Source organism: bacterium (genome assembly GCA_035945995.1).
In the GTDB taxonomy this organism is placed as follows: Bacteria; Sysuimicrobiota; Sysuimicrobiia; order Sysuimicrobiales; family Segetimicrobiaceae; genus DASSJF01.
Map to the genome: position 1 here is coordinate 21829 of DASYZR010000110.1, position 23567 is coordinate 45395.

The 23567-nt window shown below is 68.9% G+C and carries 23 protein-coding genes; 11 read left to right on the plus strand and 12 right to left on the minus strand.

All coding sequences use genetic code 11. The features are described from left to right. Positions 1-57 precede the first annotated feature (57 nt). A complete protein-coding gene (locus VGZ23_12040) occupies positions 58-1749 on the minus strand; it encodes an ATP-dependent DNA ligase (protein HEV2358321.1) in 1692 nt (563 codons plus the stop codon). Positions 1750-1825: 76 nt separating this feature from the next. Between VGZ23_12040 and VGZ23_12045 the strand changes: the two genes are divergently transcribed. The 4 genes from VGZ23_12045 (at position 1826) to VGZ23_12060 (ending at position 5667) form a co-directional block, all read left to right on the plus strand. After that, positions 1826-3064 (plus strand): MFS transporter, encoded by a 1239-nt coding sequence (locus tag VGZ23_12045; GenBank protein HEV2358322.1) that lies wholly within the window; start codon positions 1826-1828, stop codon positions 3062-3064. A gap of 51 nt (positions 3065-3115) precedes the next feature. After that, positions 3116-4036, plus strand: a complete 921-nt coding sequence (locus VGZ23_12050; protein HEV2358323.1) for an LLM class flavin-dependent oxidoreductase — start codon at positions 3116-3118, stop codon at positions 4034-4036. A 210-nt stretch (positions 4037-4246) separates the two neighbouring features. After that, positions 4247-4642: a hypothetical protein gene (locus VGZ23_12055; GenBank protein ID HEV2358324.1), complete on the plus strand. Its 396-nt coding sequence runs from the start codon at positions 4247-4249 to the stop codon at positions 4640-4642. Positions 4643-4695: 53 nt separating this feature from the next. Continuing rightward, complete coding sequence (locus tag VGZ23_12060) at positions 4696-5667, plus strand: hypothetical protein (GenBank protein HEV2358325.1); 972 nt, start codon at positions 4696-4698, stop codon at positions 5665-5667. A gap of 36 nt (positions 5668-5703) precedes the next feature. Here the strand turns inward: VGZ23_12060 and VGZ23_12065 are convergent, their stop codons facing one another. The 3 genes from VGZ23_12065 to VGZ23_12075 all read right to left on the minus strand — a co-directional run bounded on the left by VGZ23_12065 (position 5704) and on the right by VGZ23_12075 (position 8628). After that, on the minus strand, positions 5704-6561 hold the full coding sequence (locus VGZ23_12065) for an aldo/keto reductase (GenBank protein HEV2358326.1): 858 nt from the start codon (positions 6559-6561) through the stop codon (positions 5704-5706). Positions 6562-6703: 142 nt separating this feature from the next. Next, positions 6704-7891 carry an FAD/NAD(P)-binding oxidoreductase gene (locus tag VGZ23_12070; protein HEV2358327.1) on the minus strand — a complete coding sequence of 396 codons (1188 nt, stop codon included), beginning with the start codon at positions 7889-7891 and terminating at the stop codon, positions 6704-6706. A gap of 35 nt (positions 7892-7926) precedes the next feature. Further along, entirely contained in the window at positions 7927-8628 is a 702-nt protein-coding gene (locus VGZ23_12075; GenBank protein HEV2358328.1) for a hypothetical protein, read from the minus strand. 118 nt (positions 8629-8746) lie between these two features. Between VGZ23_12075 and VGZ23_12080 the strand changes: the two genes are divergently transcribed. Further along, entirely contained in the window at positions 8747-9379 is a 633-nt protein-coding gene (locus tag VGZ23_12080) for an ArsR family transcriptional regulator (GenBank protein HEV2358329.1), read from the plus strand. A gap of 51 nt (positions 9380-9430) precedes the next feature. Here VGZ23_12080 and VGZ23_12085 read toward each other — a convergent pair whose 3' ends face one another. Both VGZ23_12085 and VGZ23_12090 read right to left on the minus strand, forming a co-directional pair. Continuing rightward, a complete protein-coding gene (locus VGZ23_12085; protein HEV2358330.1) occupies positions 9431-11071 on the minus strand; it encodes an AMP-binding protein in 1641 nt (546 codons plus the stop codon). A 97-nt stretch (positions 11072-11168) separates the two neighbouring features. After that, a complete protein-coding gene (locus tag VGZ23_12090) occupies positions 11169-11375 on the minus strand; it encodes a hypothetical protein (GenBank protein ID HEV2358331.1) in 207 nt (68 codons plus the stop codon). Positions 11376-11499: 124 nt separating this feature from the next. On the opposite strand from VGZ23_12090, the gene VGZ23_12095 reads away from it, so the two are divergent. Both VGZ23_12095 and VGZ23_12100 read left to right on the plus strand, forming a co-directional pair. After that, positions 11500-12672, plus strand: a complete 1173-nt coding sequence (locus VGZ23_12095) for a sensor histidine kinase (protein ID HEV2358332.1) — start codon at positions 11500-11502, stop codon at positions 12670-12672. After that, the gene (locus VGZ23_12100; GenBank protein HEV2358333.1) at positions 12669-13349 is read left to right on the plus strand and encodes a response regulator transcription factor; all 681 of its coding nucleotides are present in this window, start codon (positions 12669-12671) and stop codon (positions 13347-13349) included. The genes VGZ23_12095 and VGZ23_12100 overlap by 4 nt, the downstream gene beginning before the upstream one ends. Here the strand turns inward: VGZ23_12100 and VGZ23_12105 are convergent. The 6 genes from VGZ23_12105 to VGZ23_12130 are packed head-to-tail and all read right to left on the minus strand — an operon-like array spanning position 13279 to position 19829. Next, positions 13279-14127 carry a YihY/virulence factor BrkB family protein gene (locus VGZ23_12105; protein ID HEV2358334.1) on the minus strand — a complete coding sequence of 283 codons (849 nt, stop codon included), beginning with the start codon at positions 14125-14127 and terminating at the stop codon, positions 13279-13281. The two genes, VGZ23_12100 and VGZ23_12105, sit on opposite strands and share 71 nt — an antisense overlap. Further along, complete coding sequence (locus VGZ23_12110; protein HEV2358335.1) at positions 14124-15377, minus strand: 1-acyl-sn-glycerol-3-phosphate acyltransferase; 1254 nt, start codon at positions 15375-15377, stop codon at positions 14124-14126. The genes VGZ23_12105 and VGZ23_12110 overlap by 4 nt, the downstream gene beginning before the upstream one ends. Positions 15378-15391: 14 nt before the next feature. Further along, complete coding sequence (locus VGZ23_12115) at positions 15392-16210, minus strand: alpha/beta fold hydrolase (protein HEV2358336.1); 819 nt, start codon at positions 16208-16210, stop codon at positions 15392-15394. A gap of 8 nt (positions 16211-16218) precedes the next feature. Next, positions 16219-17466, minus strand: a complete 1248-nt coding sequence (locus tag VGZ23_12120) for an MFS transporter (protein HEV2358337.1) — start codon at positions 17464-17466, stop codon at positions 16219-16221. 2 nt (positions 17467-17468) lie between these two features. Next, entirely contained in the window at positions 17469-19160 is a 1692-nt protein-coding gene (locus VGZ23_12125; GenBank protein HEV2358338.1) for a long-chain fatty acid--CoA ligase, read from the minus strand. Between the two features lie 18 nt (positions 19161-19178). After that, complete coding sequence (locus VGZ23_12130) at positions 19179-19829, minus strand: lysophospholipid acyltransferase family protein (protein ID HEV2358339.1); 651 nt, start codon at positions 19827-19829, stop codon at positions 19179-19181. Between the two features lie 381 nt (positions 19830-20210). On the opposite strand from VGZ23_12130, the gene VGZ23_12135 reads away from it, so the two are divergent. The 4 genes from VGZ23_12135 to VGZ23_12150 all read left to right on the plus strand — a co-directional run bounded on the left by VGZ23_12135 (position 20211) and on the right by VGZ23_12150 (position 23501). Continuing rightward, positions 20211-20771, plus strand: coding sequence for a hypothetical protein (locus VGZ23_12135; GenBank protein ID HEV2358340.1), 561 nt, complete (start codon positions 20211-20213; stop codon positions 20769-20771). 36 nt (positions 20772-20807) lie between these two features. Beyond that, positions 20808-21635: a methyltransferase domain-containing protein gene (locus VGZ23_12140; GenBank protein ID HEV2358341.1), complete on the plus strand. Its 828-nt coding sequence runs from the start codon at positions 20808-20810 to the stop codon at positions 21633-21635. 86 nt (positions 21636-21721) lie between these two features. Beyond that, positions 21722-22606 (plus strand): hypothetical protein, encoded by an 885-nt coding sequence (locus tag VGZ23_12145; GenBank protein ID HEV2358342.1) that lies wholly within the window; start codon positions 21722-21724, stop codon positions 22604-22606. A 34-nt stretch (positions 22607-22640) separates the two neighbouring features. Further along, positions 22641-23501: a tetratricopeptide repeat protein gene (locus tag VGZ23_12150; protein ID HEV2358343.1), complete on the plus strand. Its 861-nt coding sequence runs from the start codon at positions 22641-22643 to the stop codon at positions 23499-23501. The last annotated feature ends 66 nt before the right edge of the window (positions 23502-23567 follow it).

A 23567-nucleotide genomic window follows, 5' to 3' on the forward strand; every position in this document is an offset into this window, starting at 1 on the left:
CCGCCGGACATATGATCACCTTATAGTGACCCCGGTAGTGTGCCACCGCGGGATCGGTCAACGCCCGGTCGCGGTGCCTTGAGGCGGGTGGTCTGTCCGCGACGCGAGGCGGGCGAACAACTCGCGCACGTCGTCCAGCGAGTTGATCTCCTCAGACGGCTTGTCCGGGCGAATCCGGGCGATCCGCGGAAACCGCAGGGCGAAGCCGGAGTCGTGCCGGTTGCTTCGCGTGACCGCGTCGAACGCGACTTCGAGGACGACGGCGGGCTCGACGATGCGCATGAAGCCGAGGTCCTGCCGCGTGTGCGCAAGGAACCAGGCGGTCAGCTCCTTGATCTCCGCGTCCGTCAATCCGGAGTACGCCTTCCCGATGGTCGCGAGCCTCGTGCCGTCCCGTACCGCGAAGGTGTAGTCTGACAGCACGCCCGCGCGTTTGCCGTGGCCGTACTCGGCGGCAATCACCACCACGTCGAGTGTGCCGACGCCCGGCTTCCACTTGGTCCAGAGCCGCCCCCGCCGGCCGGGTTGGTACGGGGCATCGGGACGCTTCATGACGATGCCTTCGTTGCCGGCGGCGCGGGCTTCGGCGAACCGGGTGGCGAGGTCGGCCGGCGTCCGGGCCGCGGCGGCGGCGCTGAGACGCACCGGCGGCGGGAGGCGGAGTGCCTCGAGGGCTGCGCGCCGCTCCGTGAGCGGCACGCCGAGAAGGTCGCGGCCATCGAGGTGGACGAGATCGAAGGCGACCAGCACGACCGGGATCTCGTGGAGGAGCGCGCCGGGATTCCGGCGTTGCAGCCGCTGCTGAAGCCGGCCGAACGCGAGGGCCCGGGAGTCCCGCCAGGCGACGATCTCGCCGTCGATGACGAAGGCGCCGGTCCGCGCGGCGAGGGCCGGTGGCAGTTCCGGGAACGCGGCCGTCACGTTGTCGAGTGTGCGGGATAGGATGAGCACGCCGCCGGCGGTGCGGTGCGCCTGCACTCGGATCCCGTCGTACTTGTCCTCGACCCACAGGGCCGGCGTCCGCTCGTCGAGGGCCTCGGCCGGAGCCGCCACAGGACTGGCCAGCATGAACCGGAAGGGCCGGCCCGGCACCAGCGTCACCTGCTGCAGTGTGCCGGCGCGGGCGCGAAGCGCGACCTCGCCCGGATCCGCGATGAGAAGCGCCGCCTGCCGGACCGTCCCGGCATCGCGTCCAAACGCCGCCGCAATTGCCGGGAGCAAGAAGCCCTCCCGCAGGCCGATCCGCATGTCGGACGTCATGATCTTGATGAGATAGGCGGCTTCCCGCGGCGACGCGTCGCCGAGCAGCCGTGCGAGCGTCGTCGTCTTGGCGCCCCGTGACGCAGCGCCCCGGGCGGCCGCGATCGCGGTGAATTCCTGTTCCACATGCGCGAGGGTGAGCGGTTCCGGAAAGAGCCCGGCCGCCCGCGGGTACCGCGCGAGCAACGACGCCGCGGTGTCGCCGAGGTCGCCGTGGGCCCGGTAGGTGCCGCGCACGTCCGCGTCGGGGGCGCGGGTGAGGTCGCGCAGCACCTGGAGGATCGCGGCCCACCCCACACCGAGCCGGCGCCCGTCGCCCGGCGGAAACGGCCGTCCGGCGAGGAACGCGCACGCGCGCCGGAGATCGTCGTCCGCGAGCGTCCCGAGGTAGCGCGCGAGGCAATTGACCTTGGCGGTGATGGACCCCGTCCGGCGCACTTCGTCCAGCACCCCGGCGAGATCCGCGAACGGCGCCCCCGCCGTCTTCACCGTAGCCGCTCAGCACCCATGGTCAAAGACGTTTGCCGCCCTGCATTGGACCCTTTCGAGCATGGCCGGAGGCATCGTGCGGATCATCTCCTTCCGGCATGCTACACTTTCCGCCGTGGAAGATATCGTGACGCCGCGCCGGGGCGAAGTCGGCGTCGTCTACCTCACCGGCCTCGCGCAGGGCCTGAGCCTGATCACGTTTCCCGCGGTCAGCACCATCCTGACCAATCCGAAACTCTACCATCTCAGCGACAGCGAGTACGGCGCTCTGTTCGTACCGCTCGTCGTGTTGGCCATCGCCGGTTCGAGCCTCGGGCCGGGCATTGCGCGGCGGTCGGGTCTGAAATGGGTCTTCGTCGCCGGGATGGGCTTCAATCTCGGAGCCATGGTGGTGCTCGCGTCCAGCCAATGGTTTGTCGCCTCACACGGGGCCGCCTACGCGCTGCTGCTCGTGGCGACGGCGGCCCTCGGCGCGGGGTTCGGGACCACCCTGATGGCGCTCAACACGTACGTCGAGGAATTCTTCCCCACACGCAGCGACGTCGCGATTCCCGCCCTGCACGCGTTTCTCGGCACCGGCTCGGCGCTGGCGCCGGTCTTGATCGCGGTCTCCGCCGGCGCGGCGTGGTGGGCGCTGCCGGTCGCCGTCGCGTCGGGCTTCATGCTCCTCGGCCTCGCCGCCCTCGGCCAACCCCTGCGCGGCGGCGAGGAGGACCCCGTGCCGCGGGCGGCGGCGATCGAGATGCCCCGGGAGCGGCCGGTCGGTCTCTGGCCGTATGCCGCCGCGGTCCTCCTCTACGGTGTCTGCGAGACCGCGTTCGGCAACTGGGCCACGATCTATCTCCACGAGGACCGGCGGCTCTCCCTCGCCTCGGCCGAATTCGCGCTGACCGCGTTCTGGGCGTTCGTCACGGCCGGCCGCGTCGCCGTCGCGGCGATCGCGATCTGGATCCCCGTGCGCTGGATCTATCGCGCCCTGCCGCTCCTCATCCTCGCGGCGTTTCTGGCGATTCCGGCGGCGAGTCACCGCGCGGCGGCGGGCATCGCCGCCTTCGGCATCGCCGGAGTGGGGTGCTCGGCATTTTTCCCGCTGAGCATCAGCCTCGCGGAACAGAGGTTTTCGACGCGCGCCGCGACCGTCTCCGGCGAGCTGGTCACCGTCTACATGATCGGCTACGGCTTGGCGGCCTTTGGGATCGGTCCCATCAGGGACGTCGGTCACGTCCCCCTCGGCGTCGTGTATCCGGGCGCGAGTGTGCTGGCCGCCGCCACCGCCGTGCTCGCGTGGCGCGTGACCGCCGCGATGCCGCGTTGAGGTCACCGATCGGCTCCGCGTCCATCATCTGACACCGAGGAGGGAACGCGCATGCGATTTGGCATCGCCATCCCGCAGTTCGTCGCCGACGGGACGTTCAATCCGGCCGCCTTCCGCGCCTACCTGGCGCGGGCCGAGGCGCTCGGGTTCGACAGCGCCTGGACGCAGGAGCAGGTGCTGGGCTCGTTGCCCCATTTGGGACCGATGGAGACCATGACCTACGCGGCCGCCTGCAGCGAGCGGCTGCGTCTGGGATGCGCCGTGTTCGTCACGCCCCTGTACAGCCCGGTCCATCTGGCCAAGAGCCTCGCCACGCTTGACCAGCTCAGCCGAGGCCGGCTCGAGGTGGGTGTCGGCACCGGGGGGCGCGGTCGAATGTTCTCCGCGTTCGCGGTCGATCCGGATCGACTGGTCGCGCGGTTCGTCGAGGGGCTTCAGCTGATGAAGGCGCTGTGGACCGAACCCCGGGTCACGTTCACGGGCCGCTTCTGGCGGCTCGACGAGGCGGCCATGGAGCCCAAGCCGTTTCAGAAGCCGCACCCGCCGATCTGGTTCGGCGGCAGCCATCCGGCGGCGGTGCGGCGTGCCGTCCGGCACGGCGACGGCTTCTTCGGCGCCGGATCGCAGACCACCGGCCGGTTCGCCGAGCAGGTGCGGATTCTGCGCGACGCGCTCGCGGAGAGTGGACGACCGGCCGCGGGATTCCCGATCGCCAAACGCGTCTACCTCGCCGTGGACCATGACGTCGTACGCGCCCGGCGGCGGATCGGCGCTGCGCTGCACGAACTCTACCGGCATTTTGGACTACAAAACCTCGAGGCCGTCGCCGTCTTCGGTCCGCCGGAGGCATGCGTGACGGGGCTCCGCGAGGTGGCGGACGCGGGCGCCGGGATGATCCTGCTCAATCCGCTCTTCGATGAAGCGGAGCAGATGGAGCGCCTGGCGGCCGAGGTCGTCCCGCAGCTGTCGTAGAGAGTCTCCCCGCACCCGTCGGACGCGGCCGGGCACCAACGGTACACCTGCCCGCGGCGCCTGGCGCGTGTTTATCGGCGGTGGACATGCCGTCGACCCACCGTCGATCATGATTAGGTCTACCATCGTTCGAGCCCGGGTACAAAAGAACCGCCGGCGCTGCGACGTGGGCGGTTCGGTCATGGGCGAATTCTAAGCGGGGGGGAAGGCGTGGCGTCGCCGTTTCACGTCAACAAGGGGCTCCTGCCCGTCGTCATCTACACGGCGACCCATCGGATTGAGGGGTTCTATCACACTTTCGACGACGGCCGGCGCATACTCGATGACTTGAACGGACAGGGGAGAGCCTTCATCCCGTTGACCGACGCCCGGATCACGAAGTTGCAGGGCCACGGCGAAGACCTCATCGTGGCCCACTTCGTGGCCATCAGTCTGCACAGTATCACGCTCTTCTTCCCGAATCCCAAGGTGGTCGCGCCAAGCAGGAGGACGTCCTCGTCCCGCGGGGGCGCGGAAGGGTCCCGATCGGCGCAACGGGTTGTGGAATCGACGAGCGCCTCTCCGGTGCGCTTCGAATGGGCGGGCACCGGACGCCGGCTCGGGTGAGCCTCCGGACCACCTCGTCCGCGCCTTCTCGCAGACGGATGAATTCTTGGTCCGTGGTGGTGGGGTTGTGCTGCGCGGCGGCGCTCAATGGAGCCCCGCCTGCCGGCGCCGGGCAGGACCTCCCGCGCCTGTGTCAGGCCGACTCGCTCCTCGTCAGCGACAATCCGGAAACCGTACGGGAGACGCGGGGACTCTTCTTCGCGGAGACCGGCAACGCCACGTGTGTCCGGCTGTTGTACCATCACGAGAACGGGCATCCGACGTCTCCGATGGCCGTGCAGGTGTGGGCGCGTGACGACGATGATGTCCCGGCGCGGCTCGAGGTGACGCTGGGGGCCGGCGGTCCCGCGCCGGATCCCATGGTCGCCGGACACCTCGCGGCCGTCAGATTCTGGCACGCGCTCCTCTCGGACACGGCGGCGGCCGTGAGCATCGCGCCGCACCAATGGAAGCCGCTCATGACAACCGTCCTCCGGCCGCAAGACGTTATCAGCGGGCTCGCGCAAATCAAGATCGCGTCGGGGCGTCTCACCGTCGTCGTGCTCGCCTACCTTCCCGGGGCCTCGGAAGCCGACATCACCCCGGCCAGTTTTCTCGCCAGGGTGGGCACCCATCCGTTCGGCGTTTTCAAACTGCCGTTGATCGAAGAGCACTTCGAGGCGCTGTTGGATCAGCCGCGCGGTCTTCTGCTCGCGGCGGGCGGCTTTCTGACGAGCCCTCAACAGCACCACATGCTGAAGGGGAACTACGGGGTCGTCTATCATCTCCGGGTCGACTGCGTCAATCCTTCGACCCGTCCGGTGCTCCTCACCGTGGAGCTCTCGCCGCGGCACGGGCCCGCCGCCGGCACGCTGGTCGTCAACGGCACCCTCGTCGACATCCCGCCGCTGGCCCGCGACGCCCGCTGGGAAGTCGGCCGCTACCGCGTGCCGCCCGGGCGGTGGCCGTTGGACATCTGGACGTCACCCGAGGGCGGGTCCGCGTATCCGGTGCGGCTGGATTTCCTGCCCGGCGACGGGTCCTGACGGACGGCGGGCCCGGCTGAATCCCGCGCCCGGCCCTCAGACGAACAGGGGAAGCATCTCGAGCCGCGCGGTCGCCTCGCGCATCGCCGCCGCACCCGGCGCGGCCGTGAAACGGCCGGCGGCGTCCAGCACCTTCGGCAAGAGCGCGATGTCACCGACGGTGTTGAGGAAAATGCCCGGGCGTGAGAGGACCCAGTGCACCGCGAGGTCGATGTCGCGCTGATCCTCGAGCGGCTGGTACCAGGTGGTGCGCGTACGCTCGCGGCCCCACCACGGGCGGCGGGCGATGGCCTTGATCGTCTGCACGGCCACGTTCCGCTCGCGGCACGCGGCGACGAGGCGTTCGAACATCGCCGCGTAGTGGGGATCCTGCATCATCACGTAGTTGTACGGCAGCAGCACCGAATCGAAATCGAACCGCTCCAGGCTGCGCAGGTGCGTGGCCGCGATTTGCGTGCCGTGCCCGGTCACGCCGATGTATCGCACCAAGCCCTGCTCGCGCGCCTCGACGCAGGCGTCGAGCGCGCCGCCCGCACTGAGCGCGGTATCCCACTCGATCGGGTCGGCGAGATTGTGGAGCTGGATCAAGTCGACGCGCTCCACGCCCAGGCGCTCCAGCGAAAGATGGATCTGGCGCTTCGCCGCGTCGTACGCGCGGCTTCCCGTCTTGGTGGCGAGGAAGAAGCGATCGCGGTGCGTCCGGAGCCACGGCGCGAGCCGCAGTTCGGCGTCGCCGTAACTCGCGGCGACGTCGATGTGGTTGACCCCGTGGCGTAGGAGGAGGTCGAGGACGGGGTCGGCTTCATCCTGCGTGAGCCGCGCCAGCGCCGCCGCACCGAAGATCGTCCGCATGCTCTCGTGTCCGGTCCGCCCGAAGGCGAGCGTTGGGATCATTCGGTCTGCCTCCCGCCCGGCGCGTGCTCGCCGGGACCGCCGCGGGTGTCTCTCCCGCGCCGTCGAGGCGGTATTCGAGGCCGCGACGCCCGCTCCTCGGCGTCCCACTCGACGCCGCGGCACCGGTCGCCTGCGAGGACCGTTAGGACTTGACGGGCAGTCTCCCCCTGACGTCGGCCGGGCGGAAGGGGCCCGGCTCCGCGATGAGCTGCCGCGCGGCGTCGACCTGGCCCCAGGTGTTCCACAGCAGGACGCCCCGCACGCGGCCGTGCTGCAGATAGTAGACGACGCCCTGGCGGAACGGCTCCACCCAGTCCGACACCGTCTCCAGGCGCGAATCCAGGTCCCCCACCGCCTCGTAGCCCAGGTCGAACAGGTCGGAGTAGAAGAACGGCAGATGCCGGTAGGGCTCCTCGGCGCCGGCCATGGCGCGGCCGGCGGCCCGGCCCATCGTGTTGGCATTGTCTTCGTGCTCGACCCGGATGCGCCGTCCGAGCGCCGGCGCGGGGAACAGGGCGACGTCGCCCGCCGCGTAGACCGCCGCACGCGTCGTCTCGAGCCGCTCGTTGACGACGATGCCGTCCTCGACCGATAGACCGGCTGCTTCGGCCAGCGCCGTGTTGGGGGCGATGCCGATCCCCGCTACGACGCCGTCGACCGCGAGTCGCTGCCCGCCCCGCGTGAGGAGAATCGCCCGACCGTTCTCCTCCGGTTGGAGGCCGGCCGCCGTCTCGCCCGGGCGCACGTCCACGCCCCTCTCCCGGTAGTACCCGTTGAGAAATTGAGACAGGTCCGGCGGGAATATATGATGGCCGATCCCGGGCCCCGGAAAGATCATGACGGGCTGCCGGCCGTTCATCGCGAGGGCCGCCGCGATCTCCGACCCGATGAAGCCGGCGCCGATCACGGCGAACCGCCGGCCTCGCTCGGTGAGCTCCCGCAGCCGTGTGTAATCATCGAGCGTCCGATAATAAATGATCGCGTCGTCCCCAAACGTCAGCCGCTTCGGGGCCCCGCCGGTGGCCAGCAGCAGCCGGTCCCACGTGTAGACGGTTCCACGGTCGTCCGTGACGCTGCGCCCCGCCGGATCGAGCGCGCGGACCGTCCGCCCCAGATGGAGATCGGCGCCCCGGCGGTCGGTGGATCGCCAGATGCTGTCGAGCGGTTTTCCCTTCCACAGCGCCTTGGATAGCGGGGGCCGGTTGTAGGGCGGGTGGGGATCGCTTCCGATGAGGCCGACCGATTCGTTGGGATCGACCTCCCTGATTCCCCCAATGGCGGCATCGGCGGTCATGCCTGCGCCGACGATGAGGTAGGTGTAGTGGGGCATGGCAGTCCTCCCAATCGGACGGCCTTCCTTACCGGCTATTGAAACTTATTGGGGAACTGTTTGGCAATGCCGTCGGCCAGCGCGTCGGTGAGCGAGTTGATCTGCTTGATCATCGGCTCCCACTCGTCCGCCTCGCCGGACCAATCCTCCTTTACGACCGCGTCGATTTCCATGACGTGGTGCTGGACGTGGCTCACCAGCAGGCCGTAGACCGCCCCTTGGGGCAGGTTGGGGTTGGCCGAGGCGACGAAGGCGGCGATCGCCTTGCCGTTGCGCTGCAGTGCCCCAAGCGCCGCCTTCTTTTGCGCCGCATCGCCTCGGAAGCCGTTGGCGAAGGCGGCCTTCATGTAGCCCTTCACCGCCAGGTAGTGGCCGACGAACAACGCGGTGAATTTATCGGCCGCCGCCTGCCCGTATACGGGCGCGATAGACGCCCCGATGGCTTTCGCGTTCTTCAGGCCGTATTCGTCGGCTTCGCCGGCCGCGCCCTTGATGCCGAGCCGCGTCGCGATCACGAGATCCCTGACCCAAAACACGTGGTCGTCGTAGAGCCCGCGCAGGGTCATCTTGAGCTCCGCGACCTTCGCCGGATTCGGCGCCGGCCCGCCCTGGGCCGGGGGCGGCACGACCCATGCCGTTAGGCTCGCCGCTACCAGGATGCCCACGATCAATCGCGCCGTGCGTTGTCCCCCAGCCAACGCGTGTACGATCGCACCGAGTCCGCGCATCGCGACCACCTCCCGAGATCCGCACCGTGTCGTTCGCACCGTACCACGCGGCTAGAAAAAGTCAATTAGTTAAGATATTTTTGTTACAATTGACATACGATGCCGCCACCGGGTAGGATGGGACGCGATGGATGATACCCGGAGCCGGATCGTCGAACTCTTGCGCGTCCGCGGCGGCCAGACCGTTCAGGACTTGGCGCGGTCCCTCCATCTGACGCGGACCGCCGTCGTGAGCCACCTAAGCGCGCTGCGCGCCGAAGGGCTTGTCACGCGGGGCGGCCTACGTGCCGGGCGGCGCCGGCCGAGCACGCTGTACGTCGTGACGGACGCCGCCGACTGGGTGTTTCCGAAACGGTACGAGGAATTCGCCGCGGCGCTGCTGGACGGCCTCAAGCGGGACAATCCGAAAACGTTCACCCGCGTGCTCGAGCGCCTGGGCGACGGTTGGGTGGCCCGGGATCTTCCCAGGGTCGGCGGGCTTCACGGGCGGGCGCGGGTCAAGATGGCGCAGCAGATCCTGAGGGAACGGGGCTTTCTGCCCACGCTCGAGTGGAGCGCCGGCGCCTACACGCTTCGCGAGCACAATTGTCCCGTGATGATCCTCGCGGCCGCGCATCCCGACATCTGCGCGGCCGTGCACCGGTGGCTGGAGGCCCTCGTCGGCATGCCGCTGGCGCGCAACCGGTGCATGGCGCAGGGCGCTTCATTCTCCGAATACGTGGCGCGAACGGCGCCGGTCCCCGGGCCCGCGGAATCCTGACCGGCCGTGGCGGCGCACGGTGCGTCGCGCCGGCGGCGCCGCCCGTTCCCGTCAGGCCGTCCGCACCGCGGCGGCGTCCTCGAGGCCCAGTTCGGCAACTGCGATCTCGCGCATCCGGAACTTCTGGATCTTGCCGGTGACCGTCATCGGAAACGTATCCGTGAACTTCCAGTAGCGCGGGATCTTGAAAGTCGCGATCCTCCCGCGGCAGTGCTCGGCCAGCTCGTCGCCGGTCGCGGACGCGCCCTCGCGGAGCCTGACCCAGGCCATCACCTCTTCACCGTACTGCCGGCTGGGCACACCGATCACCTGGACGTCGGCCACGGCGGGGTGCTTGTAGAGGAACTCCTCGACCTCCCGGGGATAGACGTTCTCGCCGCCCCGAATGATCATGTCTTTGATGCGCCCGACGATGTTGAGGTAGCCGTCGTCGTCCATGGTGGCGAGATCGCCGGTGTGCATCCACCGCTGGACGTCGATGGCCTCCCGGGTCGCCGCCTCCTGATTCCAATAACCGAGCATGACGAGATAGCCGCGGGCGCACAATTCGCCCGGGGCGCCGCGCGGTACCACGTGGCCCGTGGCCGGATCCACGATCTTGATCTCCACGTGCGGGTGCACGCGCCCGACGGTGGACACGCGCTTCTCCAGCGGGTCGTCGGTGGCGCTCTGCGTGGACACCGGCGACGTCTCGGTCATGCCGTAGGCGATCGTCACCTCGGCCATGTGCATCTGCGACTGCACCCGGTTCATCACCTCGACCGGGCAGGGAGAGCCGGCCATGATGCCGGTGCGAAGCGTCGACAGGTCGAAGTCGGCAAACCGCGGATGTTCCAGCTCGCCGATGAACATCGTCGGCACGCCGTACAGGGAGGTGCAGCGCTCCGCCTGCACCGTTTCCAGCACGGGCAGCGGGGCGAACGATTCGCCCGGGACGATCATGCAGGCGCCGTGGGTGGTGCAGGCGAGGTTCCCGAGCACCATCCCGAAGCAGTGGTAGAACGGCACCGGGATGCAGACGCGGTCGCGCTCCGTGTACCGCAGCGCCTCGCCGATGAAGAACCCGTTGTTCAGGATATTGTGGTGCGACAGCGTCGCCCCCTTGGGAAACCCCGTCGTCCCCGACGTGTACTGGATATTGATGGGATCGTCGAACTGCAGCGCGGCTTCCGCCTCCGCGAGCCGCGCCGCCGGCACACGGTCCGCATCGCGCAACAGCGTCTCCCACGACTCCTCGAGCACCAGCGCCTCCCGGAGATCGGGGCACCGGGACCGCACGTCCGCCAGCATGCCAACGTAGTCGGACTGCCGGAACGCGCGGGCGAGGAGGAGGACGCTGATCCCGGCCTGCGTAAGCGCGTATTCCAGCTCGGCGGTCTTGTACGCCGGGTTGATGTTGACCAGAATCGCGCCGATCCGCGCCGTGGCGTACTGCACGATCACCCACTCGTACCGGTTCGGCGCCCAGATGCCGACGCGGTCGCCCTTGCGCACGCCGTGGGCGAGCAGGCCGCGTGCGGCGACATCCACCTGGTCCCAGAAGGCGCCGTAGGTGGCGCGATAACCTTGGTGCGGCACGATCAGCGCGTCGCGGCCCGGGTGGCGCTCGACGGTACGCCGGAGGTTCTCGCCGATCGTCTCGCCGAGCAGCGGGGTCGAGCTGGCGCCGTGGGTGTACGAGACCGCCGGCATGCGCGCACCTCCCATGACCGAGCATATCGAGGCGAGAAGCGAAGAGGTTCGGTTCTCGTGGCGGGACGTTCGGTGTTCGGCCGGTGATTCCTGTGCTCTACCACGGAATCCAGGTGCCGCACTGCGGGTACGGGCACGCCGGCAGCGTGACGGGCGCGCCCCAAAGGCCGAGCCACCACGCCGCCCAGCGTTCCCAGATCCACGGGATATGACCGAGGGCGAAGTAAAGCACCAGCAGGCTCACTAGCCCCAGGACCCCGACAAGGACCGATAGCTCCGGACCGACCTGCTCGACCGACGCCATGTCTGCTCCCCCTCAGCCGACGTCCAATCCGATCCACCTCCGACAATAGGCGGTTCCGTCCGGATGCGCATCGGTCGAAGGGCCCACGGGAGGGTTGGGCCGGGCCGTCGAAAATGGCGTGCCGATGCCTGATCGCGAGCGTCCCCGGGGCATCTGGACCCGCCGGCAGCGGGCGGTCACTCTTCTCGCCTGGATCCTCTTCGGAGGACTCGCGTTGTGGCGGGTGTTGCTCGGCCCCTGGCCGTCGTTTCTCTACCGGCTGGCGGGTGTCGCGGTGCTGTATCTCGCCGTGCGGACCGGCCTCGTGCTGCGGGGCGAGATCCCGGCGTGGGCGGAGTACACATTTCTCTTCGTCGATGCGGCGTTCGTCAGCGCGGTGGTGCGCCTTCTCGGCGGGCTGGCCTCGGATTTCTACCTCGCGTACTTCTTCGTGCTCGGCGAGGGGGCCGTCACGCTCGACCTGTGGCTGGTGGTCGCGCTGAGCGGCTGGGTGACCCTGGGGTATGCGCTCGCGACGCGGCCGTCGTCCTTCGACGCGATGTGGGTGGCGGTCTACCGCCTCTTCTTCCTGTTACTCGCGAGCGTCGGCGCGGCCTGGGTGGCCTGGCGGGAGGCGGCGCACGGTCGGGAAATCGCGTACCTCGGCGAGCAGCTTCTGCTTGAGGAAGAGCGCCGCCGGCTGGCCCGCGAGATCCACGACGGCGTGGGCCACATCCTGGCCGCGGGGGCGCAGTCGGTGGAGCTCGTCGAGCGGCTGCTGCCGACGGACCCCCAGCGCGCCGCCGCGCTCCTGCCCGATCTCAAGCGCCTGCTCCGGCAGGGGCTCGACGAGATCCGCCTCCTGGTCCTCGGACTCCGGTCCCCGGGACCGGCGGCGGGAGACGCCGTCGCCGCCGCCAGGCAACACCTCGCCGCGTTGTCCACCCGTACGGACATCACCACCGAGGTGCGCGCCGGTCCGGCGGAGATTCCGCTGTCGCCCGCCTCGGAGTTTGCGTTCCGGCGAATCCTCCAGGAGGCACTGACGAACGTGGTACGCCACGCCCGCGCGGACCACGTGGCAGTGACCCTCGGCCGCTCCGCGGATGCCGTGACCTGCAGCGTCGCAGACAACGGCGTCGGCATCGACGCCGGACGCGACGGCCATTGGGGTGGATTTGGGCTGGAGCACATGCGCGAGCGGGCCGCGGAGCTCGGCGGCACGCTCGACGTCGCCTCGAACCCGTCGGGCGGCACGACCGTGACGTTCTCGCTCCCGCTGCGCGCCGCCGCACGGCCGCGCGAGGGAATGCCGTGAGCGGGGCGCCCCCAAAAATCCGGCTGCTCGTGGCCGATGACGAGAGCGTCCTGCGGCGTGCCCTCACGAGCCTACTCGGCATGGCGCCCGATATCGAGATCGTCGGGGAGGCCGCGGACGGCGACGAGGCGGTGGAACTCGCGGTGGCGCGGCAGGCCGACGTCGTCCTGATGGACATCGGCATGCCGCGTCTCGACGGCATCGCGGCGACGCGCCGGCTCGCCGAGCGGGCGCCCAGCGTGAAGGTCGTGATCCTCACGATCTACACGGACGACGACCGTGTCTTTCGCGCGCTACAGGCGGGGGCCCGGGGCTACCTCCTCAAGGACGCGAGCCCGGAAGAGATCCTCCGGGGGGTGCGCGCCGTCCGGGACGGCGAGGGGATCCTGCACCCCGGCCTCGTCGGCCGGGTGATTCGCGAATTCACCCGCGTCGCGGAGCCGGATCCCGAGCGGGCGCAGCGGTTCTCCGAGCTCACAGCGCGCGAGCGGGAGGTCCTGGACCTGCTCGCGGAGGGACTTCGTAACCACGATATCGCCGCCCGCCTGTCCATCGCGGAAAAGACCGTCAAGCATCACATCAGCAGCATCCTGTCCAAACTGCAGCTCAACCACCGGACGGAGGCCGCGCTGCTGGCGTCGCGGCTGGGTCACGGCCGGCGCGGCGAAGCGCGTTGACCTCCGCCCCCGCCAACAAGATGAACGCCACCATGTACGACCACGTCATGAGGAGGAACGTCAGGCTGAAGGCGTCGCCGAACCGGTTCACGCCGGCAAGGTACCGGATGTAAAGCGGAAACACCAGCGTGATGAGTTGGAGGGCGGTCCCGGCCAGCACGGCGCCCGGCCAGAGGGCGCGAAAGGGTAGCCGCACGTTCGGCACCACCGCGTAGAGCACGAACGGCATCAGCGCGGCGAATACCCAGCCGCCGAGCAGCCCGAGGATCCGTCCCCACCCGGGCATCGGGCCGCGGTGCGCTCCCGCGAGCAGCGCGACATTCGAAGCGGCCACGGACAAGACGAGCAACGCCGAAAACACCAGGATCATGAGGAAGGCGACCAGGCGCTGCTGCACGATCCCACGCGACGGCGCGCCGAAGACCCGGGCGAAGCTCGTTTCGATCGCGGTGAACAGATTCGAGCCGGCCCAGAACAGCGCAAGGAACCCGACCAGGCCGAGGAGCCCCGAGTGGTTCCCGGCGGCGTTGATCACGTCGGCCATCTCGCGGGCGACCTCCGCGGGAAACGCGGCGCGGATCGCGTGCAGGAGGCCCGCCCGCGCGGGGCCGCCCCGGTAGACAAACCCCCCGATCGCCGCGAGCGAGAGTGCCAGGGGAAACATCGCATAGATGATGTTGAACGCGATGATCGTCGCCTGCTCGGCGAGTTGATGCTGCGTCAGCCGCTCGAGGAAACGCCCCGCCCAGCGCACCGCGCGCGCGTTCGCGAGATTCACGCCCGGACGCCCGCGCCGCCGGCGGCGTTGGCCGCGTCGATCATCGTTTGGATGCCTGTTTGAAGGTCGCGGGTGAGCCGCAAGATGGTTTCCTTGCGGGTGCCCCGGGCGTCGTACGCGGCGAGGTACCCGCGCACGTCGATCGGCTCGCCGACCGTGACGGCCGCCGAGCGTCTCACCTTGGGCAGTTCCACGTAGCGGCCGCGGATCTCCCGTTCGAGCTTCGTCAACGTCTCGGCCATGCGCTCCGGCGTCGGACGGTTGAGCACGTAATCGTCGGCAAAGGACACCGAGCGGGCCGCGGCCTCCGCCCGCTCGAGGTCTCGCCGGAGGTCCGCCGTCCGCGCCTTCCGCTCCGCATCGGAGAGATCCGGTTGAACGCGCAGAGCGTCCAGCGCTTCGAGCAGGTGGAGCATCAGCCGGCGGGCCCGGTCAAACGGGAACTCGTCCCGCACCCGGCCGAGATAGCGGCGCTCCAGGCTGTCGAGGAGAAATTTCTGGATGTGATGCACGCGGTCGTAGACGGTCCACGCCGGGTCGGAGCGGAGGCCCCATTCCTCCTCTTTGCGGCCGAGCAACTCGACCCCGATCGCGTAGATGCGGTCGTAGAGCGGACCCGTCCGGCGCTCCCCGAAATACGCCGCCTCCAGGTCCGCCGCCAGCCGGTCCAGCGCCGGTGTGACGTCGTCCAGGTAGCCGTACTTGATCGCGACGGGGACGATCACGACGGGGCGGCCGGAATATCCCTCCTTGCGGTTTTCGCTCGCGACGTCGAGCGCGAGCATCGCGACGCCCGGCTTGAACGGCATCACCAGGTCGTTCAGCAGGTAGACTTCGCCTTCGGGGAAGACGAGCAGGTCGTACCGCCCCCGCTTCAGGATGTCTTTCGCAAATTGCTGGCACTTCGCGTTCTCCCCGCCGCGGTTGACGGAAAACCCGCCCATCCACTGCGTGACGAGACCGTTGAGGCCGTGGTTGGCGTCGAAATTCTCCCGGGTCGCCATGAAGGTCGCAAACCGGCCGGTCCGGCGCATCAGCTCCGTCACCACCATGGCATCGGCGAAGTCGGAGTGGTTGGGCGTAATCAGGACACCCGGGGGGAGGGTCCGGAGTGTGTTCGTGTCTCGGATCTCGCAGGAGACACGCGCCCGCGGCATCGCGTAGAACCGGTTCACCAATCGCATCAGCCTGATGAAGGTCCGGCTGGGTCTGGCCGGCCGAAACTCCGTGATCGACGGCGGCTGCCGCACGGCGCTTCCCCCCGTCACGTCATCGTGGCGACGTGCTCCCGCAGGAACCCGATGACGCGCCGATCGTACTCCCGGGTCCCGACGCGACGCGTCCGCGCATGCCCGGCCTGCTCGACGATCCAGAGCGATTTGGGGTCCCCGCACGCGCCGTAGAGGGCCCGGGCATCCCCGACGTCGGTCAACCGGTCCTGCATTCCATGAATGATCAGGACGGGGCGCGGACTGATCTTGGCGATCGCGTCGATGGGAGCGACCGACGCCAGCGGCGCCCCGACGAGGCGCTCACCGAGCCGCCGCGTCCGGCGCCACGCCAGGGACGCGAGGGGCCCCCAGACCCGGCGCGCGACGCGCTCGACGGCGCGGTCGAGACGCGCGTAGCTGCTGTCCGCGACGACCGCGTCGATCACCGGCGTCTCGGCGGCCGCGAGGATCGCCGCCGCGGCGCCCATCGAGAGCCCGACGACACCGATCCGGTGACGCGGTCCAGCCCGCTGCCGGACGAACGCGACGGCGCCCAGGACGTCCTGGACCTCCCGGTAGCCCAGCGTGACCGATGTGCGCTCGCTGCCGCCCCAGTTCCGGAAGTCGAAGGCGAGCACGCCGAAGCCGGCGTCCAGGAGCGCGCGGGCCAGGCCCGCCATGTCGCGCTTGCTTCCCGGCACGCCGTGGCAGAGGATGATCGTCCCCGTCGCGCCGTCCGGCTCGCCGTACCAACCGGCGAGCCGGATCCCATCCGGGCTCCGAAAGGCGACCGCACGCAGCCTCCGGTCCGGGATGGCCCGTCCCCGCGTGAACCAACCGCCCCGGAGCATGGACACAAGCGACGGCCGCATGGAGGCGACTATCGAGTGCCCTTGATCTTCCAGATGAAGATCGAGCCGAGCACCACTTCGACGATCGCCATCGAAAAGATGACCGAGTACCCGCGGTTGGGCCCCATCCGGTTGAAGACGTCGAGCAGCGGCCCCGCGATGACGGGGGCGAGCACCTGGGGCAGCGTGTTCGCGATACCCCAGATCCCGAGATCCTTCGCGGCCGACTGACCCGAGGGCAGCACGTCGATCGCAAGCGCCCAATCCACGCTTGCATACGCCCCGTAGCCGATGCCGAACAGGACGCCGATCCAAAGCAGGGTGTGGAACGGCGGTTGAAAGAGCAGGCCGATGCCCGTGAAGGCGAGGAACATCCCCGCCGTCGAGACGATGCCCTTCCGCCCGATCAGATCCGAGGCCGGTCCGGCCACCAGCGCGACCAGCGCGCCCGCGGCGATCACGACGGCGCTGATGGTCCCGGTCGCCTGCGCCGCGTCGGGCCGGGAGAGATGGAGCGTATCGCGGAGGAAAAACTGGAGGAAGGTGATGATCGTGTAGAACCCCAGCATGACCAATCCCCGAGTGGCAAACAGCCAGGCGAAATCGGGGTAGCGGCGCGGGTCGACCCAGAACGACCGGATGAAGGCCGGGAGCACAAGCGGCGGGGCCTCCCGCAGCGGGGTCTCGCCGACCTTCCAGACGATGATGGCCGTCGCGGCGAGCAGCACACCGGCGATGACCCAGTAGACGGCGGCGGTCATGCCCTGCCCGACGAGGCGGCCGGACAGCAGCGCGGCGGCGATCGTTCCGCCCATCATCATGCCGCCCATCACCCCCGACATCGCGCCGCGCTGGGTGCGGGGGATCTTGTCGGGAATCAGACCGTTGAAGGCGCTCGCGGCCAGGTTGACTGTCAATTGGACCCAGAGCAGGGCCGCGGCAAACGCGGCGTAGGTCGGCGCGTACCGCAGACCGAGCAGCCCGGGCACAGCGAGAAGCACCCCGCCGACGACGAACGGCCGCCGCCGCCCCATCGGCAGGGTGGAGCGGTCGCTCAACGCGCCGGCCAAGGGCGATATCACCATGGCCACGACGGCGCCGCCCGCGAACAGGAGCCCGAGGTACAGCCCTTTCTGCGTCTCCGGCACGAACCGGAGTACTTCCGCCGGGACGACCACGGTGAGGAGCGCGCCCCAGTTGAAGCTGATCGCAAACCAGAAGACGCCCAGCCGGACGAGGAGCGCGAGCGGAACCGGCCGGAGCCGCTCCTGCTCCACGGTCAATCCTCCTCGCCGCTCCGCGCGGCCTCGGCCTCGCGGATTTCGCGCCGGAGCGGCTTCCCCACGGCGGACTTGGGCAGGGCGTCGACGACCCGCACCCGCCGGGGGACCTTGTATGTGGCGAGCCGCGATCGGCAGAACTCGATGATCTCGCGGCGGACCTCGCGCGCGTCGCCGGCGGCGCCGTCCTTGAGGACCACCTGGGCGACGAGTTGCTCTCCCCGGACCCGGTGCGGGACGCCGACGACCACCGCCTCGCGCACCTTGGGGTGCTCGTGCAGCACCTCTTCGATCTCGCGGGGGTAGACTTTCAGGCCCCCGATGATCACCAGGTCCTTCTTGCGATCGACGATGTAGAAGTACCCATCGTCGTCCATCCTGGCGATGTCCCCCGTGTAGAGCCAGCCGTCCCGGAGCGTCGCGGCCGTCTCCTCGGGCGTGCGCCAGTAGCCCTGCATCACCTGCGGGCCGCGGATGATCAGTTCCCCGGCCTCGCCGGGCGCCACGTCGCCCTCGCCGGTATCCTGATCTACGATTCGGGCGTCGGTGTCGGGCATCGGCAGGCCGATGCTGCCCGTCTTGCGCAGGCCGTGGACGGGGTTTGTGTGGGTGCCCGGCGAGGCTTCGGTCAGGCCGTACCCTTCCACGACGGTCGCGCCGGTGAGCCGCTCGAATTCGGCCTGGACTTCCCGCGGCATGCTCGCCGAGCCGCTCACGCAGACCTTGACCGAGGACAGGTCGTATCGCCGGACGTCCTTCAGTTGGTTGATGGCAAGATACACGGCAGGGGCGCCGGGAAAGATGGTGGGCCGGTACCGGGCGATCGTCTCCGCCACGAGCCGCGTGTCGAACATGGCCATGAGCACGCAGATCACGCTCGCCCCGACGGCGACCGGGGTATTGAGCGCGACCGTGAGCCCGTACACGTGGAAGAAGGGCACGACCGCCAGGAACCGTTCCTCGCCCTCCCCGATGTCGCTGAGCCAATGCCGCATCTGCGTGCAGTTGACGACGAGGTTCCGGTGGCTCAGCATGGCGCCCTTGGGGACGCCCGTCGTGCCGCCTGTATACTGCAGAACGGCGAGGCTTTCCGGATCGACGGGGACCTTCGGCGGGCGAGGGGAGGCCCGCCGGAGGAGTGCCGTGAGCCGGGGTCCGGTCACCGCGCCACTCTGCCCCCGCATGCGCAGCCGGGCGATCAGTCTCCACAGCCAGGGAAAGAAATCGTACGGCTCGCTGATGATCACCGACACGCCGCTTGACTCCGCGAGCGCTTCATTGACCTGCGGCGCCAGACGTGAGAGGGTGACCACCACGCTCGGCTCCGAATTCTTGAGGACTCGCGTGAGCTCACGGGCCGTATACAGCGGATTGATGGGCACCACCGCCGCTCCCGCCTTGAGCGCGCCGTAGAAACACACGATGAACTGCGGCAGGTTCGGGAGGTGGAGCGCGATTCGGTCGCCCGGCCGGACGCCCTGCGCGATCAACGCGTTGGCGAACCGGTTGGCGAGCCCGTCAATCTGGCGGTAGGTCAGCGTGGCCGAGAACTTTGGGCCCGCCAGAATGACGGCGGGGCGGTTGGGGAACCTTCGCGCGCTCTCCTCAAGCAGCCCGAACAGCGGAATATCGGGATAAGAGAGTGTCGCGGGGACCCCTTCATCGTAGTGGCGGAGCCATGGCCGGTCCACGAGTATCCTCCCTCGAACTCAACTCGCGGCGCGCAAGCCGGGCATTCCAGCGTCCTCTGAGGCTGCCACGGCACCGCCCGACAGCCGAACAATCGCATCCATGACCCGCGCGGTCAGCGCCGATTGGTCGCGTCTCGTCGGCGCGCCTGCCGGCACGAAAGCCTCCCCGATGCGGACCGAGATCCTCCCTCGGCGGGGCATTCTCGTTCCGAGCGGCCACACCTCGTAGGTCCCGGCGATCCCGACCGGGATAATCGGCACGCGGGCCAGCCCTGCCAGGAACGCGAGACCGTCGTGGGCGGGCTGGAGGCGACCGTCGGTGCTGATCTTCCCCTCTGGGAAGATCACGAGCGCCTCGCCGCGCCCGAGGCGCGCCAGGCACTCCTGAATCGCACCGCGGTCGAGCCGTCCGCGCTTGATCGGGACAGGCCGGAATGGACGGATGAGCGCGCCCAGCACGGGCATCGTGAGCAACTCCGCCGCGGCCAGGAACGTGCACCGCCGCGGCACGGCCGCCGCCACCACAAGGGGATCGATCTGGCTGCCGTGGTTGGCGGCGAGAATCACGGGGCCGCTTCGCGGGACGTGCTCCTCGCCTGTGACCTCCAACCCGAAGCCTAGTTTGAGGAGTCCCTTGAAGACCCATTGAAACGCCGCGTATCCGTCCATCGCCAATCCCCCACGTTCCGGCGTGCCGCTGCTCCGTCGAGACCGTCCTCGCCCTGACGGTACCGTACCCCACGATGCCGGGCATCGGCCGAAAGACCCACCTGGCCGCGTTGGCTTTGTCGTGCGGCCGCCAAACCGTATCTCGCGGCGGTTGATTGGGTGGGTCCAAAGGCCGATGCCCGTTCCCGGCAGGGCTGCTACCGTCCATACCAAGGACGATCAGCGGGAGGAGTGACCGATGGACATCCGAGGCCTGGAACGGGCGTTGGACACGGTCCTGGGCATCACGATCACGCTGATGTGCGTCGTGGGCGTGTTCGTCCTGAGTCGCTATGCGCTGTCCGTCGTGTTTCGGTAGGGTCGGGGGAGAACGGAGAGGCGATGACCGTTTGGGGGGTGGTTCACGTGGATCCGCAGACGCCTGAGGCCCTTCGGGAACGCGTGGCCGCATTGAAACGGCGGTTACTTCTCGCCGTCGCGGGCCTGCTCGTTGTCATGGTGTCGCTCGTAGTCGGCGTGCTCGCGCAGAACGTCCGTGCACAGCCGAGCCTTGTCCGGGCTGCAGCAGGCGAGGTGACCAAGGCTGACTTGGACGCAATCCAGAGTCAGGTGAACGAGCTCCAAAGTCAGGGGAACGAGTTCCGGGCGGAACTGGGAGCGTACGGCATCCGGCTTACCGCGGTCGAGGAAGAGCTTCATGCGCGCACGCCCGCCCCGACCGACCAGGTGACGGCTCAAGGGCCCGGCGGCTACTGGACGGTCATCACGACCAAAATGCAGATCGTCGAAGGCAGAGGCGTCATGCAAGTGATGGGTCCTTTCCCCAGCGCCGCCATGTGCGACGTGACGCTCAACGGCATCCTCGGCGGCCTCCGCGAGCAGGGCATCGCGGTCGAGTCGTCGGCCTGCCGCAAAAACGTCGCGATTGTCGTCCCGAAGTAGGTCTGTCGTCCACGTCACGAACCGCGTGAGGGGGGGGTGGAGTCCGTGGAGGTCCGCGATGCACCAACGGCATGGCCCAACGTTGACCAGGCGGTCGATCCGGCCCGACTGGTGCGCTACCTGGATGCGGTGGGGGCAATCGTGGAAGCCCAACAGTACAAGCGCCAAACGTTCGCCGCTCTCGAGATTGAGCCCGGTCATCGCGTGCTCGACGTCGGCTGCGGGACCGGTGAGGACGTGCGCATGCTCGCGCAGTTCGTGGGGTTGGCCGGTCGCGCCGTCGGTGTGGACAGCAGCAACGTCATGATCACGGAGGCCACGCGGCGGGCGCTGGGCACCGATCTGCCGGTCGAGTTCCGCGCCGCGAGCGTCTACTGCCTCCCGTTTCCTGACGCCGCCTTCGACGGCTGCCGGGCCGACAGGATGTTCCAGCACCTGGACGATCCCCGGACCGCCCTGTGTGAGATGAGTCGGGTCGTCCGCTCCGGCGGGCGGATCGTCGTGAGCGAGCCCGACTGGGACACCCTCATCGTCGATGCCGATCGGGACGCGACTCGAATGATTCTGCACGCCCGCTGCGACCGATACCGGAGCGGCCGGATCGGCCGGCAGCTGGCAGGCCTCTTTCGGAAGTGCGGGCTACTCGACGTCGTGACCATGCCGCCCACGACGTTCGTCGTCACGTCGTACGACCGGGCCAACGACATCTTTGGATTGCGGGACGCGGCCGATCGCGCCCGCGATGCAGGCGTCGTGTCCGCGGCCCAGGCCGGCGATTGGCTCGGGCAACTGGAAGAGGCCGATCGGACCGGGTGTTTCTTCAGCGCCGGGACGCTCTTCACCGTGGTGGGGCGGCGGGCGTGATTGCCCGGCTCGGGTGGGCCTTTCGACCGATGCCGGGACGCCCCGGGGCCCCTACGATCTAGGCAAGGCACTGGGAGGTGGTTGGCATGTCCACGAGGATCCTGGCCGCGTGCCTGCTCTCCGTGGCCCTCACGCTACCTGCCGCGGCCCAGCCATCCCCATCAAGCGCGGCGCCGGGTGGCCAGCCTGGATCGGCGGCTGCGCAGGATGTGGTGTTCCGGGTCAGTCCGTCGGTACCCCCTGCCGTGGGCGAGGACATCCGGCAGCTGTTCTGGGAGTGCCTGAAGTTCCTCGGCGGCGACACCGGGCTCAGCCTCACGCACCCAGTCACCGTCTACGTCTACGGATCACAGCGGGAGATCTACGAAGGTCTCCTGACCGAGCTCGGGGTGTCCGAAGGCGAGGCGCGCCGCATTGCGGCGGAGGCGTCCTTCTTCGTCGTCGGTGAGCGCGTCTTCATCAACGCCGGCACTTCGCTGTTTCTCGATGCCCCTCGGCGCGAGGCTCGTGCGCGGGTCATCGCTCACGAACTGACCCACATCCTCCACAACGATCTCATGGGGGGCGCGCGCCCCGCCGCGCAGTGGATCAAGGAAGGCTTCGCGGTGCGCGAGGAGCTGCGGGCCGCCGAGCATCTGGGATTCCGGCCGGTCGCGGAGACCTCCCGGGAGCCCGTCAACCTGACGGTGTTCGCATTCCGGCACCGGGAACTGATTCCTTTCACCGATCTGGTGGCCGGGAGTGAGTGGCAGGCGCGGGCGCTGCGTGAAGGGCCCGACCGCATCTACGCCCAGGCATTCGTCGCGGTGGAGTACCTGGTCCGGACGAAGGGCCGGCCGGCGCTCCTCGCGTACTTCCGCGCCTTCCAAACGTCACAGGATCCCGGCGGCAATTTTGCCGACGCATTCGGGCTCGATTCCGACGCGTTCCAGCACGAGTTCGAAGGATACGTCGCATCGCTCGTTCCGTGAAGGGGGAGACCCAATGTTCCGACGGGTGGCGATAGTGTGCACAGTCGTGATCATCGGGGCCGTCGCCGCGGTGGTGGCCGGCTCCGAGCGGGCAGGCGCCGACACCGGTCAGGTGCAGGTGGTCGTGGCGCGGGATATCCTCAACGGCGATCCCGTCGGGGTGGAGAGCGCGTTTACGGGGACCGACCCGCAGGCCTGTATTCACGTCACGCTGCACGATGTCGACGAGTCCCACCTCGTGCGGGTCGTCGCCTACCGGCCGGACGGCTCTTTGTACGAGTCCTCCCAAACGAAAACGCCGACCCCTCCGTGGCACAAGTACTATCCGAAGTACCGGATCTGGTGGTGTGTGTCGATCGCGGAGCATGAACCGGCGTTTCGGGTTGGGGAATGGCGCGTCGACGTGTTCCTCGACGGGCGCTTGGCGCGCACCGTGGGATTCGACATCGTCGGTATGGGGCTCGATGAGGAGGAGAAGGCGGCCGCCCGGCTGCAGACGCTCCAATCACGGGTGGATGCCAATCCGTCTGATGCGAGAGCTCACGTGGATCTTGCGGAAGCCTATATCGACCTCCACAAGCTTGACGAGGCGGCGACGCAGCTCCAGCGCGCCATCGCGCTCGACCCCGGAATGGCCTCAGCGCATGCCGTGCTCGGCTACGTGAACCTACGCCAGGGGCGCCTGGATGAGGCGGAGCGGAGTCTGCTCCAGGCGGTCAAACTCAGGGACGACTATACGTGGGCCCGCTATCAACTCGCGTTTGTCTACAAGGCGAAGGGAGATACGGCCCGCGCGACCGAGCAATTTCAGCGGGTCGTTCGGCTCGCAGGCGACACCTCGATCGGAAAGAGCGCACAGGAGGAACTGGCCAAGCTGGGCGCCGCGCCTCAATAGAGGCCGCGGCCGGCGAGGGCAAAAATGCGCGCCGTGGGACTGGCCAACGTGTGGCGTAGAAGGGGG

Excerpts from the sequence above, each read along its gene's own strand:
- VGZ23_12050 (HEV2358323.1), top strand. The coding sequence starts at position 3,116 with ATGCGATTTGGCATCGCCATCCCGCAGTTCGTCGCCGACGGGACGTTC.
- VGZ23_12065 (HEV2358326.1), bottom strand. The coding sequence starts at position 6,561 with ATGATCCCAACGCTCGCCTTCGGGCGGACCGGACACGAGAGCATGCGG.
- VGZ23_12070 (HEV2358327.1), bottom strand. The coding sequence starts at position 7,891 with ATGCCCCACTACACCTACCTCATCGTCGGCGCAGGCATGACCGCCGAT.
- VGZ23_12080 (HEV2358329.1), top strand. The coding sequence starts at position 8,747 with ATGGATGATACCCGGAGCCGGATCGTCGAACTCTTGCGCGTCCGCGGC.
- VGZ23_12085 (HEV2358330.1), bottom strand. The coding sequence starts at position 11,071 with ATGCCGGCGGTCTCGTACACCCACGGCGCCAGCTCGACCCCGCTGCTC.
- VGZ23_12090 (HEV2358331.1), bottom strand. The coding sequence starts at position 11,375 with ATGGCGTCGGTCGAGCAGGTCGGTCCGGAGCTATCGGTCCTTGTCGGG.
- VGZ23_12095 (HEV2358332.1), top strand. The coding sequence starts at position 11,500 with ATGCCTGATCGCGAGCGTCCCCGGGGCATCTGGACCCGCCGGCAGCGG.
- VGZ23_12115 (HEV2358336.1), bottom strand. The coding sequence starts at position 16,210 with ATGCGGCCGTCGCTTGTGTCCATGCTCCGGGGCGGTTGGTTCACGCGG.
- VGZ23_12130 (HEV2358339.1), bottom strand. The coding sequence starts at position 19,829 with ATGGACGGATACGCGGCGTTTCAATGGGTCTTCAAGGGACTCCTCAAA.
- VGZ23_12135 (HEV2358340.1), top strand. The coding sequence starts at position 20,211 with ATGACCGTTTGGGGGGTGGTTCACGTGGATCCGCAGACGCCTGAGGCC.
- VGZ23_12145 (HEV2358342.1), top strand. The coding sequence starts at position 21,722 with ATGTCCACGAGGATCCTGGCCGCGTGCCTGCTCTCCGTGGCCCTCACG.